This is a genomic window from uncultured Porticoccus sp. (genome assembly GCF_913061305.1).
In the GTDB taxonomy this organism is placed as follows: Bacteria; Pseudomonadota; Gammaproteobacteria; order Pseudomonadales; family Porticoccaceae; genus Porticoccus.
Genome location: NZ_CAJXST010000003.1, coordinates 184,441 through 200,669, shown reverse-complemented (window position 1 = coordinate 200,669; position 16,229 = coordinate 184,441). Strand labels below are relative to the sequence as shown.

Below are 16,229 nucleotides of genomic sequence, written 5' to 3'. Positions count from 1 at the left end.
TTAGTGAGAGAGGTCTCAGGGTTCAACCGTTTTCTGTGTTCCTGCCGGGCCGGAATCTCCCGATGACGCTCAGAGTGCAATTCCAGTACAATGTTGCCCCTTCAGAATGGCCCCATACGAGTTACCTTAAGATGCAGATTTTTCCCGGAAACCCCGTACTTTCCAGTTTCAGACAGCGACAGTTACTGGCGTCTCTTCAGTCAGTCGATCCCGCTGTGGAATCCGTTTACGCTGAATACAGGCATTTTGTGGATCTGGTCTCACCCCTGAGCGAAACCGAGTGTTTGACATTGACGTCATTACTGGAATACGGCCCGAAAATCCTCCCTGAGAATAACGACGGCATGCTGATGCTGGTGACGCCCCGTGCCGGAACCATCTCTCCCTGGTCCAGTAAGGCCACGGATATCCTCCGCAACGCCGGCGTGACATCAGTCGAGCGGATAGAGCGCGGCATTGCCTACTATTTGAGGGGCGACATTCATCAAGACTCCAAAATAGCGCTGGCCGATGCCCTCCACGATCGCATGGTGGAAATGGTCTGTTTTGACCAGGAAAGGGCAGAGAGCCTGTTTCAGCACCAGCAACCGGCACCCATGATCACGGTGCCCCTGCTCGCAGAGGGACGGCAGGCGCTATCCCGGGCTAATATCTCATTGGGGCTGGCCCTTGCGGATGATGAAATCGATTATCTGGTGGGCTGTTTCAATGACCTGCAAAGGGACCCCACCGATGTGGAATTAATGATGTTTGCCCAGGCAAATTCAGAGCATTGTCGCCATAAAATTTTCAATGCCTCCTGGACAATTGATGGCCAGAAGCAGGAAAAATCCCTGTTTTCCATGATCAAAAATACGTTTGAACAAAGTGGCGAAGGCGTGTTGTCCGCTTATTCCGATAATGCGTCTGTGATCATCGGCAGTCGTGCCGGCCGGTTTTTCCCGGACCCAGGCAGCAAAATCTATCAATTCACGCAAGAGCCTGTTCATCTCCTGATGAAGGTTGAAACCCATAACCACCCGACGGCAATCGCTCCCTTTGCCGGTGCCGGTACGGGTGCCGGCGGTGAGATACGCGATGAAGGCGCGGTGGGCAGGGGGTCGAAACCAAAAGTGGGTCTTACCGGCTTTTCAGTTTCCAATCTCAATATCCCCGGTTTTGAATGCCCATGGGAAACCGATTACGGCAAGCCCGACCGGATCAGCAGTGCGCTGGACATCATGATTGAGGGGCCCATCGGTGGTGCAGCATTCAATAATGAGTACGGTCGACCCAATCTCTGTGGCTATTTCCGCACCTTTGAGCAGGACTTTAATGGCGAGCGCCGCGGTTATCACAAACCCATTATGATCGCTGGCGGTTACGGCAATATTCGTGAAGAACACATCGAAAAAAAGCCCTTTGAAAGCGGCTGCAAACTGATTGTGCTGGGCGGGCCGGCAATGTTGATCGGTCTCGGTGGCGGCGCCGCGTCATCAATGAGCTCGGGCAGCAGCGCCGAGGATCTCGATTTTGCCTCGGTACAGCGACAGAACCCGGAAATTGAGCGCCGCTGTCAGGAGGTGATTGATCAGTGCTGGCAGCGGGGCAATGGCAATCCCATCGCCTTTATCCACGATGTGGGAGCCGGCGGCCTGTCCAATGCCTTTCCAGAATTGGTGAAAGATGGGGGTTGCGGCGGCAGGTTTGAACTGCGCGATGTGCCCAATGATGAACCCGGCATGTCACCGTTGGCGATCTGGTGCAATGAGGCCCAGGAACGTTATGTGCTCGCTGTAAGGCCTGAGCAACTGGCTGATTTTGAAGCAATTTGCCAGCGCGAACGCTGTCCCTATGCGGTGGTTGGCGAAGCCACCTCTGAAAAGCATTTGCTGCTGAACGATAGGCATTTTTCCGCCAGGCCGGTGGATATCCCCATGTCAGTGTTGTTCGGTAAACCGCCGAAAATGCACCGCACAGCAGAAAAACTGACGGTCACAACGGCGCCTTTTGAGCGCACGGACATTGTGCTGGATGATGCCATCGATCGCGTGCTTACCCATCCGGCCGTGGCCAGTAAAAGCTTTCTTATCACCATCGGTGATCGCAGTGTTACCGGCATGGTTGTCAGAGATCAGATGGTGGGGCCTTGCCAGGTGCCTGTCGCCGATTGTGCAGTTACCACCGTCAGTTACGACAGTTACTGTGGTGAGGCGGTGGCGATGGGTGAGCGTTCACCTGTTGCGTTGCTGGATGCCCCGGCATCGGGCCGCATGGCGATTGGGGAGGCGATCACCAATATTGCGGCAGCGGCCATTGACCGGCTTGCTGACGTCAGGTTATCCGCTAACTGGATGTGTGCCGCAGGCCATCCTGGTGAGGACGAAAAACTGTTCCGCACGGTACAAGCGATTGGCGAAGAGCTCTGTCCAAAATTGGGCATTGCGATTCCGGTCGGCAAGGACTCCATGTCCATGCGCACCACCTGGGAGGAACAGGGACAGGAGAAGTCGGTGACATCACCATTGTCACTGGTTATTTCTGCTTTTTCCCCGGTATCCGATGTTCGCAAAACACTGACGCCGGAATTGCGCGCCGACCTCGGCGACACAGTGCTGTTGTACATTGATCTCGGCGAAAACCGCAATCGACTGGGCGGCTCAATATTGGCTCAGGCCTACAACCAGCTGGGCGATACCCCGGCCGATTTACTGAGTCCAGAGAAGCTCAAAGCCTTTTTCGACGCTATTCAGACTGCCAATCAAAACGGTGAACTGATCGCCTATCACGATCGGTCTGATGGCGGTTTGCTGGCCACATTGGCAGAGATGGCTTTTGCCGGCAATACAGGTATCAGAATATGTCTCGATGAACAGCCAGGCGATGCCCTTTCTATCCTGTTTAACGAAGAGCTCGGGGCCGTTGTTCAGGTGGCTGCAGGCCGAGCCGCTTCTTTTAAACAGCGCTTTGCCGATAGCACCATCCCGGTCAGTGTCATAGCGACGCTAGACGACACTGACAGTATTGAGATTTATGAGGATGGCGACTGCCTGTTCAGTTCCAGCCGCACGGAATTACTGCGACGCTGGAGTGAAACCAGCTACGAGATTCAAGCACGTCGAGACAATGAAAATTGTGCCAGGCAGGAGTTTGACGGGTTGTTTTTTGATAATCCCGGATTGAGCGCGTCCCTCAGCTATGACATCAATGAGGATATTACCGCCCCCTATGTCAACCGTGGGGCCCGACCTCGCGCGGCTATACTCAGGGAGCAAGGCGTGAATGGGCAGATAGAAATGGCCGCTGCATTTGATCGGGCCGGTTTCGAAACTGTCGATGTCCACATGAGTGATATTCTCGCTGGTCGTGTCGCCCTTGATAGTTTCAAAGGGTTGGCCGCCTGCGGCGGTTTCTCCTATGGCGATGTGCTCGGTGCCGGGGAGGGGTGGGCCAAGACCGTGTTGTTCAATCCTGTGGCCCGCGCACAGTTTGAGCAGTTTTTTCATCGGCCTGACACGTTCACGTTCGGTGTTTGCAATGGCTGTCAGATGTTATCCAACCTCAAATCGCTGATTCCTGGAGCCGATCATTGGCCCCGCTTTGTCAGGAACCTGTCAGAACAGTTTGAAGCGCGGTTTTCCCTGGTAAGGGTAGAGAAATCACCCTCGGTCCTGCTTGCAGATATGACGGGCTCCTATATGCCCATTGCCATTGCCCACGGTGAGGGTAGAGTGGAGTTCGCATCATCGGTGGATCCGGAAACATTTGATGGCTCAGGTGCGGTAGCCCTGCGATTCCTCGATAATTTCCTGGAAATTGCAGAGACCTATCCGGCCAACCCGAATGGATCACCTCTGGGCATCACGGGTGTGACCAGCGAGGATGGCCGTGCAACGATTATGATGCCGCATCCAGAGAGAGTGTTTCGTACAGTGACCAATTCCTGGCATCCCGATGACTGGCAGGAAGATGGTGCCTGGTTGCGGTTGTTCCGCAATGCCCGGCGGTTTGTGGATTGATACTGCCGATCATAAAAAACCCGGCCTGATGCCGGGTTTTTTATGGCATGTGCTGCCTACAAGCTGGCGAAATAGGCAGCCAAGTCCAGAATATCCTGATCGGACAGGGGTTTGGCCATGCCGGACATCACCGGATCAGTGCGCTTTCCGTCACGAAAATCTCTTAACTGTTTAGCGGTGTAGCCGGCTTTCTGCCCCGCCAGATTGGGCCACATGTCATTGTTGCTGATACCATTCGCACCGTGACAACCGGCGCAGGCCATAGCCTTGTTTTTTCCAGCCTCTATATCACCGGCAGCCAATGCATGGCCCGCAGCAGTTGTCAGCACTAATGCCAGGATAGTTCCAGTCAGTTTTTTCATTTGATCACTCCAGACTTGAGATATAAAAAGATAACAAAAAAGGCCATTAGTTCCCTAAACGGTGGCACACAAACAACACACTGGTGAAGAGCAGGATAGCACCACCCTGGTGAGCCGCCGCCAAAGGAACCGGCATATGCAATAACAGGGTTGAAATGCCCAGCGTAACCTGAACTACCAGCATTATAAGCATCAGCTTGACCCCGACCCGGGCTTCCGGGCGAATATTCCCATGTTTCAGTGCACCAACCGCAAAACTGATAATCACTACTATCAGCAGGTAGGCAAACATCCGGTGGTTGAACTGGATTGTCGTAATGTCTTCAAAAATAGCGAGCCAGAAGGGCTCTGTGCCATAAATACCCGATGGGACAAAACTGGTACCCATCAACGGGAACGTGGGGTAGGCGTATCCCGCATCGGTGCCCGCGACAAAGCCTCCGGAAAGTATCATCAGAAAGACTAATCCCGTAAGGACAACGGCGAAACGCCGATAGCTCGGCTGGCCATGCTGCCTGTCGCGCTCTGGTGGATAAAACAAGCTGAAAGCGACCCAGATAATATAGCCATAGATAATGACGGCAGTGCCCAGATGGGCTGTCAGGCGATACTGGCTGACATTCGGGTTGTCTACCAGGCCACTTTTGACCATATACCAGCCAAGCAAGCCCTGGAGGCCACCCAGGATAAACATGACCACAAGTTTGGGCGTCAATCCGGGCTTGATACGTCGACTAAAATAGAAAGCCAGAAAAGGCACCAGAAATAGGACGCCAATCAGCCTGCCGAGTAGCCGATGAGCATATTCGTAGAGGAAAATTCGCTTGAACTCAGGCAGGCTCATGCCGCTGTTCACTTTCTGATACTCGGGGAACTGCTTGTATTTGTCGAAGGTCTGCTGCCATTCCTGTTCGTTCAATGGTGGCAGAACGCCGGAAACGGGTGCCCATTCAACAATGGAAAGCCCCGAACCCGTCAGCCGGGTAACGCCCCCCAGAAGAATCATACTCAGAATAACGGCAGCGCATACCACCAGCCAGGATGCCAGCTGCCTATCGTATCGGGTCTGCAAATCCATAAGAAATTTACACCTTCCTGTCCAGTGGGGAAGACCATTGACATGGATCTTTGCGAGGGAACCCCGATTAAGCCGTTTTTAAAATATCTCAGGGCGATAAAAGCCGTGAGCTAACTATCGTCAACAACGGCGATCCAATATTACCAAATACCGACGGTCATTTCCGGCAAAAATATCCCTCGCAGGAATATTTTTTGACGATTCTGCCGCGGTAGTTTGTCTTCTGAACCTTGCTGAACAAAGCGCAATCCTGCAAAGTCGGTGATCTTACAAAGATTCGGAGACTGAAATGCAACAGACGACCGTCAATGGCGTCAGGATGGCCTACCTGGACGAAGGACAGGGCGATGTAATTATTTTTTTACACGGTCTGGGGGTTAGCAGCAGGGACTGGGCCGGGCAGATCGATTATTTTCGCGATCACTGGCGGGTAATTGCCCCGGATTTTCGGGGGCACGGTGCGTCAGATAAACCCGATAGTCATTACGATATATCGGTTCACGCCAATGATGTTCTCGGGTTGATGGACCAGCTGGGTATTGATCAGGCGCACCTTGTTGGCCTGTCCATGGGGGGGATGGTCGCGTTTCAGATCGCAGCGGATGCGCCACAACGTTTAAAAAGCATGACAATCATCAATTCTGGTCCAGCACTCCCCGACAACACCTTCGCCGCAAAAAAAATGCTCTGGACACGAGTGCTGTCAGTTCATCTGCTGGGTATGCACCGTTATGCCCGCAAAGTGGCAGAGAGTATGTTTCCGGGGGAGGGGAGAGAGGCGTTGATTGATATCTTTACCCGACAGATTGCTTCCAACCCCAAAAAAGTTTATCTAAAAAATCTCAAGTCTCTTTTTGGCTGGGGGGTTCTGGAGCATTTGGCTGACATTGAGGTGCCGACCCTGATGTTGACGGGTGACCGGGACTATTCACCGGTAGCGCTGAAACAGGCGGTGGTCGATGTCATGAAAAATGCCAAATTGGTGGTTATTGCCGATACCGGTCACGGGACGCCGATTGAAAAGCCCCGGGAGACCAATGAAGCCATAGCACGTTTTATTGAAGCTGTTTGAGCTCGCGGTTGAGCTTCCGCTTTAGCTCGCTCTTGGTTTTTGAACCATTATTGAGAATCAAATTGGCCTTGTAAAACTCCAGCATTCTCACCGCCGCCACATTTGGCTCGATATAAATGTCCGGCGCTAACTTGGCCAGTTTTTCCCTGATGATGCTTTTTTGCATGATCTGGTAGGTGTTGAATACGGCTTCTGACAGGGATGGGAGTTTATTGGAGACGGTGCGCGTGCCAATCACATCAACAGCAATCGTAATGTCACAGTCATCGGGCAACAGGTCAAACGGTACAGGGTTTACTGCGCCACCATCTATCAGCACCTGTCCATCTATGGTGACGGGCTGAAAGAGTCCGGGAAGAGACATGCTGGCACGAATCGCAGGTATCAGTGCCCCTTGCTGAAGAACAACCTGTTCCCGGCTCCAGAAATCCGATGCCACAACCTTCAGTGGCGTGTCGAGCTCGGAAAACTGGGTGGCATGAACGGATTCGAAGAGATAATTCAACAGGTTCTCTACCCGAATCAGTCCCCGGCCACGAAATTGCGGGCTAATAAAATCCAGCCATTTGAACAAGTGTTTCCTGGTGACGAGATGTTTGAGCGATTCATTATCGCGAAGGCTGAACTGAAGAAAAATTTGCTTGATTTCACCTGTTGGCATACCCGCACAATACATGGCGCCAATTAATGCGCCGATGCTGGTACCGGTGATGAAATAAGGCTTCAGCCCCATTTCCTCCAATGTCTCCAGAATCAGTAAGTGGCTGATGCCTTTGGCTCCACCCCCTCCCAACGCAAGTCCAATTTTTGTCATACAAGGTTCACCTGGCGGTTAATCACAATAGTCCTTGGTTGATTTGAAGTAGAAATTCCGGTTTATTACACAGCTTTACCATCATAACCGGAAGAAACCTGTGGCAGAAATCCCGCAAATCAAGCTCCATCCTTCCTGGCTGGCTAAACTTGAAGACCAGTTCCAGTTGCCCTACATGGTCAAACTAAAACAGTTTCTGCAGGCCCAGAAAAAGACAGGTAAAACCATCTACCCCAGCGGATCAAACTGGTTTGCAGCATTCAATAGTACGCCTTTTGACCAGGTCAAAGTGGTCATTATCGGACAGGATCCCTACCACGGTGACAAACAGGCACATGGTCTTTGTTTCTCGGTGATGCCCGGTGTTGATATTCCGCCATCCCTGCGAAATATTTTTCGGGAGTTGCAACAGGATTGCGGGATTCAGCCGCCCGGACACGGCTGTCTGATGGACTGGGCTGCCCAGGGTGTGTTTTTACTGAATGCGACATTGACCGTTGAAAAGGGCCGTGCCGGGTCCCATCAGGGGCAGGGTTGGGAACAATTCACCGACCGGGTAATACAACTATTAAACGACCAACGTCGTGGGTTGGTATTTATGTTATGGGGCAGTTATGCCCAGAAAAAGGGGGCCATTATCGATACCGATAAGCACCTGGTACTCAGGGCACCGCACCCGTCGCCACTATCAGCCCATCGGGGCTTCCTGGGTTGTGGACATTTTTCAAAAGCGAATCAGTACCTCAAACAACAGGGCCTGGAGCCAGTAGACTGGCAGGTACATGAGGCTGCCCGGGGTAAAGTTTAGGGTTTATCCACCTTCAGTGCGGGTAAATGCCGTTTCGCCCTCAACCAGTTCAACCCTTTTAAGATAGAGGGCGTGCTGACAATACGCTTTTCCAGTGCGTATTTTCCAGGGTAGTCCATTAACAATAGTCCTACCGCCATAGTTAGCAGCCCCTGTCCGGGTATGAACAACATCAGAAAGCCACCACACAACAGGATTAACCCCAACAGGTTTTTTCCAACCAGTAATAAATACCGGGTGACCGGATGCCTTTGTTGCAATGCGGTTGTTTCGCGACTTTCATAAAAAAAGTAATCCTCCGGTATCATTGCCACCAACCATGGCAGAGCGAGCAGGCTTCCAATAAAGGTAATGAATGACACAATGCTAAGCCATGTCAGCAGCACCTGATGTTCAGATAACCAAGCCAGCATTGTTCGCTCCAAAACATGTTAATAAATAGAATGAAATATACTATTCAACAATATGATATTTATGATATTTCGTATGGAAAAGGTAGCTTTTCAACAATCGGATACAGCTGTGACCCCATCACCAGATCATCACTCTCTGCCGCTTCTTTGGTCAATACAACCAACACTTCCAGTCGCTCAGCATCACAGTGCGCTGTGGACACGATATGCCCAACAAATTGATTCTGGCCCTGCAGATAACAGGGGATGCCAGGTAGCAGACGGTCCGCGGGGGCAGGCACTCTGATTCGGTACATGCGGCGCTTCAGTTTCCCCAGATACTTCATACGTGCGACCACTTCCTGCCCCGTGTAACAACCTTTTTTGAAGCTGATTGCCCCGATCGCCTGAAAATTCAGCATTTGCGGTATAAACAGGTCAGCAGTGCCGACTTCCACATGACCAAGGCCGGATCGAATATCCATTAATTGCCACAGCTCAGTTCCCACAGGTTTTAGCGCATCCCGTAATGCCTCCCATACAGACGGTGTTTTTTCAGCGGCAACAATCAATATTTTTCTGCCATCAACCAACCGATACTGATAGACGGCGTCAGTCAGACCGGTTTTTTCAACGGATGCCCCAGCAATTCCCAACAAACAGTGGTGATCACTGATATCAGTCAACTCAACTTTGAAGAACACTGCATATTTGGTCAACTCGTTGATCAGCGGGGCAATCAGGCTGCGGTGTAACTGAAGCAAAAAGTGCTGATCTTCAGCATGGAATAGAACAAAGCTGGCCAGCATCCGACCCTTGACATTGCAGCGAGCACCGTGGGTGGACTCGCCAATGGCCACTTGAAGCACGTCACAGGTTATCTGGCCTTGCAGAAAACGAGCCGCATCCGGGCCTTTTACTGATATCAAACCCTGGTGAAGGAGGGGACTCAGGATATCGTCGCCCTGGGTCAACAGTGCAGGGAAGTCAGCTGGTGATTCATGAAAGTGTATTTGGCCATCATTGATGACAGCGCCTTGTGTGGATAGGTATTTTTGCCAATCGTTCATGGTTTGCCCGGTTGAGGTGAAAGTATCCGTCCCGGTGGGTTTAAACCCACTTGTTCCATTATAATGCCCCACATCCTATTTATTGAGACAGAGGCGACCGGCGATGGAAAGAAATCGACTGTTTTGGGCAAGCCGGCGCGGAATGCTGGAACTGGATTTGGTGTTGCAGCCTTTCCTGGACGACATTTACCCCACTCTCGAAACAGCAGACCAGGAGCGCTATCACAAGCTTCTCGAGTGTGAAGATCAGGATATGTTCGGCTGGTTCCTCCGCCGGGAAACCCCGGAAGACCCTGACTTGCAAAAAATTGTGCAGATCATTCGTGACTCAAGATCCCGTCCCGGTTGATACAGCGCTTCATCGTTCGTTGCTGCTGCTGGTCTGGATTCTGTCCATTCACGGTCTTGCTGTGTGCCTTTTGATTGTTTCGGCAATACCTCTCTGGGTGAAAATCTTAACGATTATCCTGGTATTGGTGGGTGGCGCAAATGCCTGTCTTATCTGGTATAGGCAGCCGGTCAAGCGACTAATCTGGATAAACGGAAATTGGCAGTTGTACCATGCCGATCAGCAAGTGGATGTTGTCTTACCGCATTTTTTTCGGCTGGGCAGACTATTGCTACTTCGGTTTCTCGGCCCGAAAAGACGTTATTGTGTTCTGGTGTTGCCTGACAGCACCTCACCAGCGAACCTGCGCAAGATTCACGTGACGCTGCAGTTAGGTTAGGTCAACGCTTGCTGACAATAAAGTTTTGCCCGGCAAAATTGATTGGCACCATAATGGTATCTTTGGCGACGGAGGACAGGTCCGGGTAATCAAGCGTGTAATGCAGACCGCGGCTCTCTTTGCGTTGCTCTGCAGAGCGAATGATCAGCTCTGCCACTAACACCAGATTGCGTAACTCCAGCAAATCCCGGCTAATTTTATAGTTGCTGTAATATTCATGGATTTCTTTTTGCAGCAGTTTGACCCGGTGATGAGCCCTGGCCAGTCGCTTCCGGGTTCTGACAATGCCCACGTAGTCCCACATAAAACGACGCAACTCATCCCAGTTATGCGCGATCACCACATCTTCATCCGAATAGGTGACACGACTCTCATCCCAGGGTCTCGCCTTATCCGGTTCCGGAATCGTCTCAATGCTTTCGCGAATGGCGCTGGCGGCCGCGTGGCCGTAAACCACGCATTCAACCAACGAGTTGCTGGCCATACGGTTCGCACCATGCAGGCCCGTAAAAGCCGTCTCACCAATCGCGTATAAATTCCAAAGGTCGGTCTGACCTTTCTGGTTTACCACGATACCACCACAGGTATAGTGAGCTGCGGGAACCACGGGAATGGCTTCTTTAGTGATGTCTATTCCATACTTTAGGCACTGGGCCATAACCGTAGGAAAGTGGTTTTTTAGAAACTCTTTGGGCCGATGCGAGATGTCCAGATAGACACAATCGATGCCCAGCCGCTTCATTTCAAAATCTATGGCTCGGGCAACAATATCCCTGGGTGCCAACTCTGCCTTCGGATGGAACTTGTCCATAAAACGCTCACCATTGGCCAGCGTCAGGTAAGCGCCTTCACCACGCAGGGCTTCGGTAACCAGAAAAGCCTTGGCATTGGGGTGATAGAGACAGGTGGGATGAAACTGGTTGAACTCCATGTTGGCTACCCGACAACCGCGACGCCAGGCTACGGCAATACCATCGCCGGTAGCACCGTCAGGATTGGTGGAGTATAGGTAAGCCTTACTGGCACCGCCGGTTGCCAATACAACAGCTTTTGCCTGAAAAACACGGACACAGTCCTGTTCGTTATCCAGCACATAGGCACCCGTACATCGCATGCGGCTGGAACCTCTGTCGGCCTGTGTGATCAGGTCAACAACCACGTGGCTCGGAAAAACCTGAATATTGGCGTGCTGAAGCACCCTGTCTGCCAAAGAGGATGAAACTTCCTTGCCCGTGGCATCGGCAGTATGCAAAATTCGACGGTGACTGTGGCCACCTTCCCGCGTCAGATGGTAATCAACATTATCCTCATTGCGGGTGAACTGAACGCCCTGTTTGACTAACCAGCGGATTGCATCAGGCCCGTTCTCAACGGTAAATCTCACGGCATCTTCGTGACACAGTCCTGCGCCAGCTTCCAGGGTGTCCCCAACGTGGGATTCAACAGAGTCTTCCGTATCAAAAACAGCGGCAATGCCACCCTGGGCATGCCAGGTAGATCCCGACTGGATGGCACTTTTGCTGATCAGTGCAATTTGATATTTATCAGCCAGTTCAAGCGCCACAGTCATTCCTGCAGCGCCACTGCCAATCACCAACACATCATGACAATGGGGGTTTTTCATTAACTACCTAAAGTCCTCGAAACCAGTGTGGAGCATGATAGTATAGCGAGCCAAAAATAAATACAGACCCGGGAATCATCCCTTTACCCGGCGGGTCTGTTGTAATTGAATGCCCTGAGACGCAATAACAACCACGCGATTCGGGGGCAATCGGAGCGACCATGGATAACGAGCAGGCAAAAGATACTGACAAGCTACTCGTCGCTCGTGTTCAAAAAGGCGATAAACGCGCTTTTGACTTGCTGGTGATGAAATACCAGTACAAAGTCCATGCGATTGTCAGTCGCTATGTCAAAGATTTTGATGAAGTTAACGATGTTGTGCAGGAAGCCTTTATCAAGGCTTATCGGGCATTGGCCAAATTTCGTGGTGAAAGTGCTTTTTATACTTGGCTGTATCGTATTGCCGTCAATACGGCAAAGAACTATCTGGTCGCACGGAATCGGCGTCCACCCGCCAGTGATGTCGACGCAGAAGAGGCCGCTTTTTATGAGGGTAGCGAGAAACTCCGCGACATTGACTCACCTGAAAATCTTCTTTACCGGGACGAGCTGGAGGCCGTGGTGGATTTGGCTATAAAAAATCTTCCAGAAGATTTGCGAACTGCGGTAACTTTAAGAGAATTTGAGGGTCTCAGTTACGAGGAAATCGCCGAGGTCATGGGATGTCCGGTAGGAACCGTTAGGTCTCGCATTTTTCGTGCCAGAGAGGCCATAGATGAAAAGATTCGGTTACTTGAAGGTTGATCTCCTGAATCAATGAACTTTTTCAGCTAACGGGCTGTCCTATATGGAATTATTTGTTCAAAAGCTGTATGGGTGCCATTGTTCTTGTCAATGATGATTTAAAAGCAGGTTTTAGGGCCACAACATACTGTGGCATGGTCACTAATAGTTTTGAGGTAGTTTCTTATGACCGGTAGCACTGATCGCGAGAAAGAGTCCCTGTCAGCATTGATGGACGGTCAGGCAGATGAGCTTGAGGTTCATCGCGTCTTGAAAGATATTTCCGGGAATGAGCAGTCTCGTGATACCTGGCGTCGCTACCAGATGGCTGCCGCCGCCATGAGAAGAGATCTTCCGGAACAGGTGGTTGACTTCTCCGCAAGCATAAGTGCGGCCCTGGAAGATGAAAAGGCCTTACAGGTAAACACGCTCTCTGCGCGCATGCTCAGGCCCCTCGGCCGTTTTGCCATTGCCGCCTCAGTAGCTACAGTGGCCATTATTGGTTTCCAGCAATACAACACGCCCGACACCCATCAGCCCGCCGTTGCCTCGACCAAAACCGTTGATAACAAATTTTCTCCCGCCCAGCTCAGAACCTCTGCCGACTTTGGTATACCTTCTGTCACTGCCCGGACAGTCAGTGTCAGCAACAATCCTGAGAGTTACCGGACCAGTCAGGCCCAGCCGGTCATTGTGGTCGACCAGGCGACCGAGTCTGAAGTCACTCGCGAACAGGTACAGGCCTACCTCAATAGCTTAATGATTGAGCATACCGGCCACGCGGCAATGAATACGAATCAGGGCATGCTGCCATTTGCTCGTATGCCCACTACGCATGATCAGTAATTCACAGCAAACCATGCCAATTTCCAGATATTTTGCGGCTATATGCCTATTACTTATTGCCGCGTCACCCTTGGCGATCGCTGATACGACTTCTCCAACGACCATTCTTTCCAAAATGGCAGACGCCAACCGCACACTTGACTACAGCGGGATATTTACCTACGAACACGGCGGCATTCTCAGAACCATCAAGGTCTTTCACTCTGTCAGGGATGGTCAGGAGTTTGAGCGTCTTTTCTTATTGAGTGGACCGAAAAAGGAAGTCACTCGTCAGAGCGACGAACGTCGATGCGAACGTCTCGGAGATCTCATGCTGAGGAGCTCTGTGACAGCGGCAGCCTCTGTCCCGAAAGATCATCTCGAAAAGCTCTATCATGTCTATCCGAAGGCCAAGGATCGAATAGCCGGTAGGGAGACACTAACTGTTCATGTTATTCCAAAAGATAGTTACCGTTACGGATACATACTGGGGGTTGATCAGGAAACGGGTTTATTGCTCCAGTCAATGCTGATTGGTGACAACAATCGCGTCCTGGAAAGATTTCAATTTGCAGATGTCGAAATCGGGGGATCCATTGACGAGGCATCACTGGACCCCTCCGAACCGGAGGTGCATAGAGTTTCGTCGAAGGTTTCTACCTGCCTGAGTAATGTAGAGTCATCGGTAGCCCAATCAAATTGGCAGCAATCCTGGCTTCCACCCGGTTTCGGTTTGGCGGGTTACCTGAAATCTGATGACTCCGGTCGAGAGACTCTTATCTACACCGATGGATTGGCAATTTTTTCTGTGTTTATCGATAGTAGTGAGGCCGTCGACATCCCTGAAATGCAAGCCCAGCGGGGTGCAACCGTGGCTTATCTCACCAAAACCAAAATCAGACGGCAAGACTTTCTGATCTCGGTGGTTGGTGAAATACCGGTCGAAACCGCCAGGGCCGTTGCACATGCAGTCATACCGGTTCAACATAACTACCAATAACAATACGTGTATCTGTTCTATATATCGTCAGGCACCATTTGGCAAAAATTTATGGCATTGCAGGCACTGGACTGAAGTGATTGAAGAAAGGGGTAAAATCACCACCGTGGAGTCAGACGGTTTCTGGGTCGAGACGATTCAACGTTCGGCGTGCCAGGTGTGTGTGGCTGAAAAAGGTTGTGGTCAGAAGCTCCTCAGTCGGCTTTCTGGTAAAACTGCTCTAATCAGGGTGTTGCCCGGTAACTGCGATTTGCAGTCACTTAAAACACATGACCAGGTAGTGATCGGCATCCCCGAGGATGTTGTTGTTAAAGGTACGCTTCTGGTTTACCTTTTTCCATTACTGACAATGATCGGGGCGGTCTCCATTGGCGCCCTGGTCTCTACGCATGACATCATAGTTCTGACAAGTGCCTTGATCGGCTTCCTTGCAGGTGGAGTCCTCGTCAGGTTGCACTCCTGGCTTAATAAAAATAACCATCGAGTCCACCCTGTATTGCTGGAGAGACTGGTCCCATCCAGCGAGCATCAATCCCTGCCCGAATAGCCCCTGCCTGAAGACCTCCTGTGGTCATACGGCAAAGATGGAACGTCTATAAAAGGGTGGCCCGTCTAGAAAGAGGAAGCACATATGTTTAAGTGGTTTTCTTTGGTGGCGTTGCTCTTTGTCGTTACAGCACTCTACATGAGCCAATCTAATCAGCAGGATTTACCCAATTTTAATCAATTAATTGAAACCACTTCTCCTGCAGTCGTGAAAATTGACTCCGTTCAAAAAATCATTGGGACAGGAATGACCCGAATGAATGAACGAAATATTCCTGACATGTTCCGTGAACCCCATGAAGGTAGTGGGGCAGGAGAGGCACATGCTACCGGCTCAGGTTTTATCATTTCCAGTGACGGATACGTCCTCACTAATGAGCACGTGGTCGAAAATGCCCATGAGGTGATCATCAGATTAATCGATCGCCGCGAGTTTGAAGCCAGGGTAATCGGCATAGACCATCGCTCGGACCTGGCATTGCTCAAGATTGATGCCCAGAACCTGCCAAAAATCAATTTTGCTGATCCCGACAAGGTGAAAGTAGGTGATTGGGCCTTGGCAATAGGCTCACCATTCGGTCTTGATTATTCGGTAAGTGCCGGCATTATCAGCGCAATTGGTCGCAGTATACCCACCAAAAATGGCGATAACTATGTGCCATTCATTCAGAGTGACGTTGCGATCAATCCAGGTAATTCCGGTGGCCCCTTGCTCAATCTGGATGGTGAGGTGGTGGGGATAAATTCTCAGATATTTACTCACTCCGGAGGATCGATAGGCCTGTCCTTTGCCGTGCCTGCAGGAGTGGCTGCAGATGTTGTTTCACAGCTCAAGTCGAAGGGGCGTGTAGATCGTGGCTGGCTTGGCGTCTACGTTCAGGAGGTCGACAAATCCCTGGCCCGCGCATCGGGGCTGACAAAAACCCAGGGTGCGCTTGTTGTCCAGGTCGAAGCCGGAAGTCCGGCGGATGTTGCCGGCGTTCAGGCCGGCGATATTATTTTGTACTTCGATAATGAAGAAATCATTGAATCAGGGGACCTGCCCCATGTGGTTGGTTTGTTGCCACCTGGCAGCCAAATCAAGGCTCAACTGATCCGGGGAAAGGATAAGAAGACACTTGATATCATCGTCGGCACGCTGCCGGATGGACTGAGGCCTTGATCGACTGATATTTATCCATTCCGTA

At 51.2% G+C, this 16,229-nt stretch carries 16 protein-coding genes; 10 read left to right on the top strand and 6 right to left on the bottom strand.

What is annotated here, in order from left to right; translation table 11 throughout:
* Positions 1–131: 131 nt before the first annotated feature.
* Positions 132–3,998 carry a phosphoribosylformylglycinamidine synthase gene (purL, locus tag QZ516_RS04740; protein WP_297187323.1) on the top strand — a complete coding sequence of 1,289 codons (3,867 nt, stop codon included), beginning with the start codon at positions 132–134 and terminating at the stop codon, positions 3,996–3,998.
* A 56-nt stretch (positions 3,999–4,054) separates the two neighbouring features.
* Here the strand turns inward: purL and QZ516_RS04735 are convergent, their stop codons facing one another.
* Positions 4,055–4,360 (bottom strand): cytochrome c, encoded by a 306-nt coding sequence (locus QZ516_RS04735; protein WP_297186917.1) that lies wholly within the window; start codon positions 4,358–4,360, stop codon positions 4,055–4,057.
* A 46-nt stretch (positions 4,361–4,406) separates the two neighbouring features.
* Entirely contained in the window at positions 4,407–5,438 is a 1,032-nt protein-coding gene (locus QZ516_RS04730) for a COX15/CtaA family protein (protein ID WP_297186914.1), read from the bottom strand.
* A 289-nt stretch (positions 5,439–5,727) separates the two neighbouring features.
* On the opposite strand from QZ516_RS04730, the gene QZ516_RS04725 reads away from it, so the two are divergent.
* Positions 5,728–6,510 (top strand): alpha/beta hydrolase, encoded by a 783-nt coding sequence (locus QZ516_RS04725; RefSeq protein ID WP_297186911.1) that lies wholly within the window; start codon positions 5,728–5,730, stop codon positions 6,508–6,510.
* On the opposite strand, the gene QZ516_RS04720 is transcribed toward QZ516_RS04725, so the two are convergent.
* Entirely contained in the window at positions 6,494–7,324 is an 831-nt protein-coding gene (locus tag QZ516_RS04720; RefSeq protein ID WP_297186908.1) for a patatin-like phospholipase family protein, read from the bottom strand. The genes QZ516_RS04725 and QZ516_RS04720 overlap by 17 nt on opposite strands.
* A 100-nt stretch (positions 7,325–7,424) precedes the next feature.
* Between QZ516_RS04720 and ung the strand changes: the two genes are divergently transcribed.
* Positions 7,425–8,132 (top strand): uracil-DNA glycosylase, encoded by a 708-nt coding sequence (ung, locus tag QZ516_RS04715; RefSeq protein ID WP_297186905.1) that lies wholly within the window; start codon positions 7,425–7,427, stop codon positions 8,130–8,132.
* Here the strand turns inward: ung and QZ516_RS04710 are convergent.
* Positions 8,129–8,545: a hypothetical protein gene (locus QZ516_RS04710; RefSeq protein ID WP_297186903.1), complete on the bottom strand. Its 417-nt coding sequence runs from the start codon at positions 8,543–8,545 to the stop codon at positions 8,129–8,131. The genes ung and QZ516_RS04710 overlap by 4 nt on opposite strands.
* Positions 8,546–8,604: 59 nt before the next feature.
* Positions 8,605–9,594 carry a hypothetical protein gene (locus QZ516_RS04705; RefSeq protein WP_297186901.1) on the bottom strand — a complete coding sequence of 330 codons (990 nt, stop codon included), beginning with the start codon at positions 9,592–9,594 and terminating at the stop codon, positions 8,605–8,607.
* Positions 9,595–9,697: 103 nt separating this feature from the next.
* Between QZ516_RS04705 and QZ516_RS04700 the strand changes: the two genes are divergently transcribed.
* Entirely contained in the window at positions 9,698–9,943 is a 246-nt protein-coding gene (locus tag QZ516_RS04700; protein WP_036860265.1) for a succinate dehydrogenase assembly factor 2, read from the top strand.
* A complete protein-coding gene (locus tag QZ516_RS04695) occupies positions 9,918–10,322 on the top strand; it encodes a hypothetical protein (protein WP_297186894.1) in 405 nt (134 codons plus the stop codon). The genes QZ516_RS04700 and QZ516_RS04695 overlap by 26 nt, the downstream gene beginning before the upstream one ends.
* A 1-nt stretch (position 10,323) precedes the next feature.
* Here QZ516_RS04695 and nadB read toward each other — a convergent pair whose 3' ends face one another.
* Positions 10,324–11,946, bottom strand: a complete 1,623-nt coding sequence (nadB, locus tag QZ516_RS04690; protein ID WP_297186891.1) for an L-aspartate oxidase — start codon at positions 11,944–11,946, stop codon at positions 10,324–10,326.
* A gap of 161 nt (positions 11,947–12,107) precedes the next feature.
* Here nadB and rpoE point away from each other — a divergent pair, with 161 nt between their 5' ends.
* The 5 genes from rpoE (at position 12,108) to QZ516_RS04665 (ending at position 16,204) form a co-directional block, all read left to right on the top strand.
* Entirely contained in the window at positions 12,108–12,692 is a 585-nt protein-coding gene (gene rpoE / locus QZ516_RS04685) for an RNA polymerase sigma factor RpoE (RefSeq protein ID WP_297186888.1), read from the top strand.
* A gap of 165 nt (positions 12,693–12,857) precedes the next feature.
* Positions 12,858–13,517, top strand: coding sequence for a sigma-E factor negative regulatory protein (locus tag QZ516_RS04680; protein ID WP_297186885.1), 660 nt, complete (start codon positions 12,858–12,860; stop codon positions 13,515–13,517).
* A 13-nt stretch (positions 13,518–13,530) separates the two neighbouring features.
* Complete coding sequence (locus QZ516_RS04675; RefSeq protein WP_297186882.1) at positions 13,531–14,496, top strand: MucB/RseB C-terminal domain-containing protein; 966 nt, start codon at positions 13,531–13,533, stop codon at positions 14,494–14,496.
* A 76-nt stretch (positions 14,497–14,572) separates the two neighbouring features.
* Positions 14,573–15,043: a SoxR reducing system RseC family protein gene (locus tag QZ516_RS04670; RefSeq protein WP_297186879.1), complete on the top strand. Its 471-nt coding sequence runs from the start codon at positions 14,573–14,575 to the stop codon at positions 15,041–15,043.
* Between the two features lie 84 nt (positions 15,044–15,127).
* Positions 15,128–16,204: a trypsin-like peptidase domain-containing protein gene (locus QZ516_RS04665; protein WP_297186876.1), complete on the top strand. Its 1,077-nt coding sequence runs from the start codon at positions 15,128–15,130 to the stop codon at positions 16,202–16,204.
* Positions 16,205–16,229: the final 25 nt, after the last annotated feature.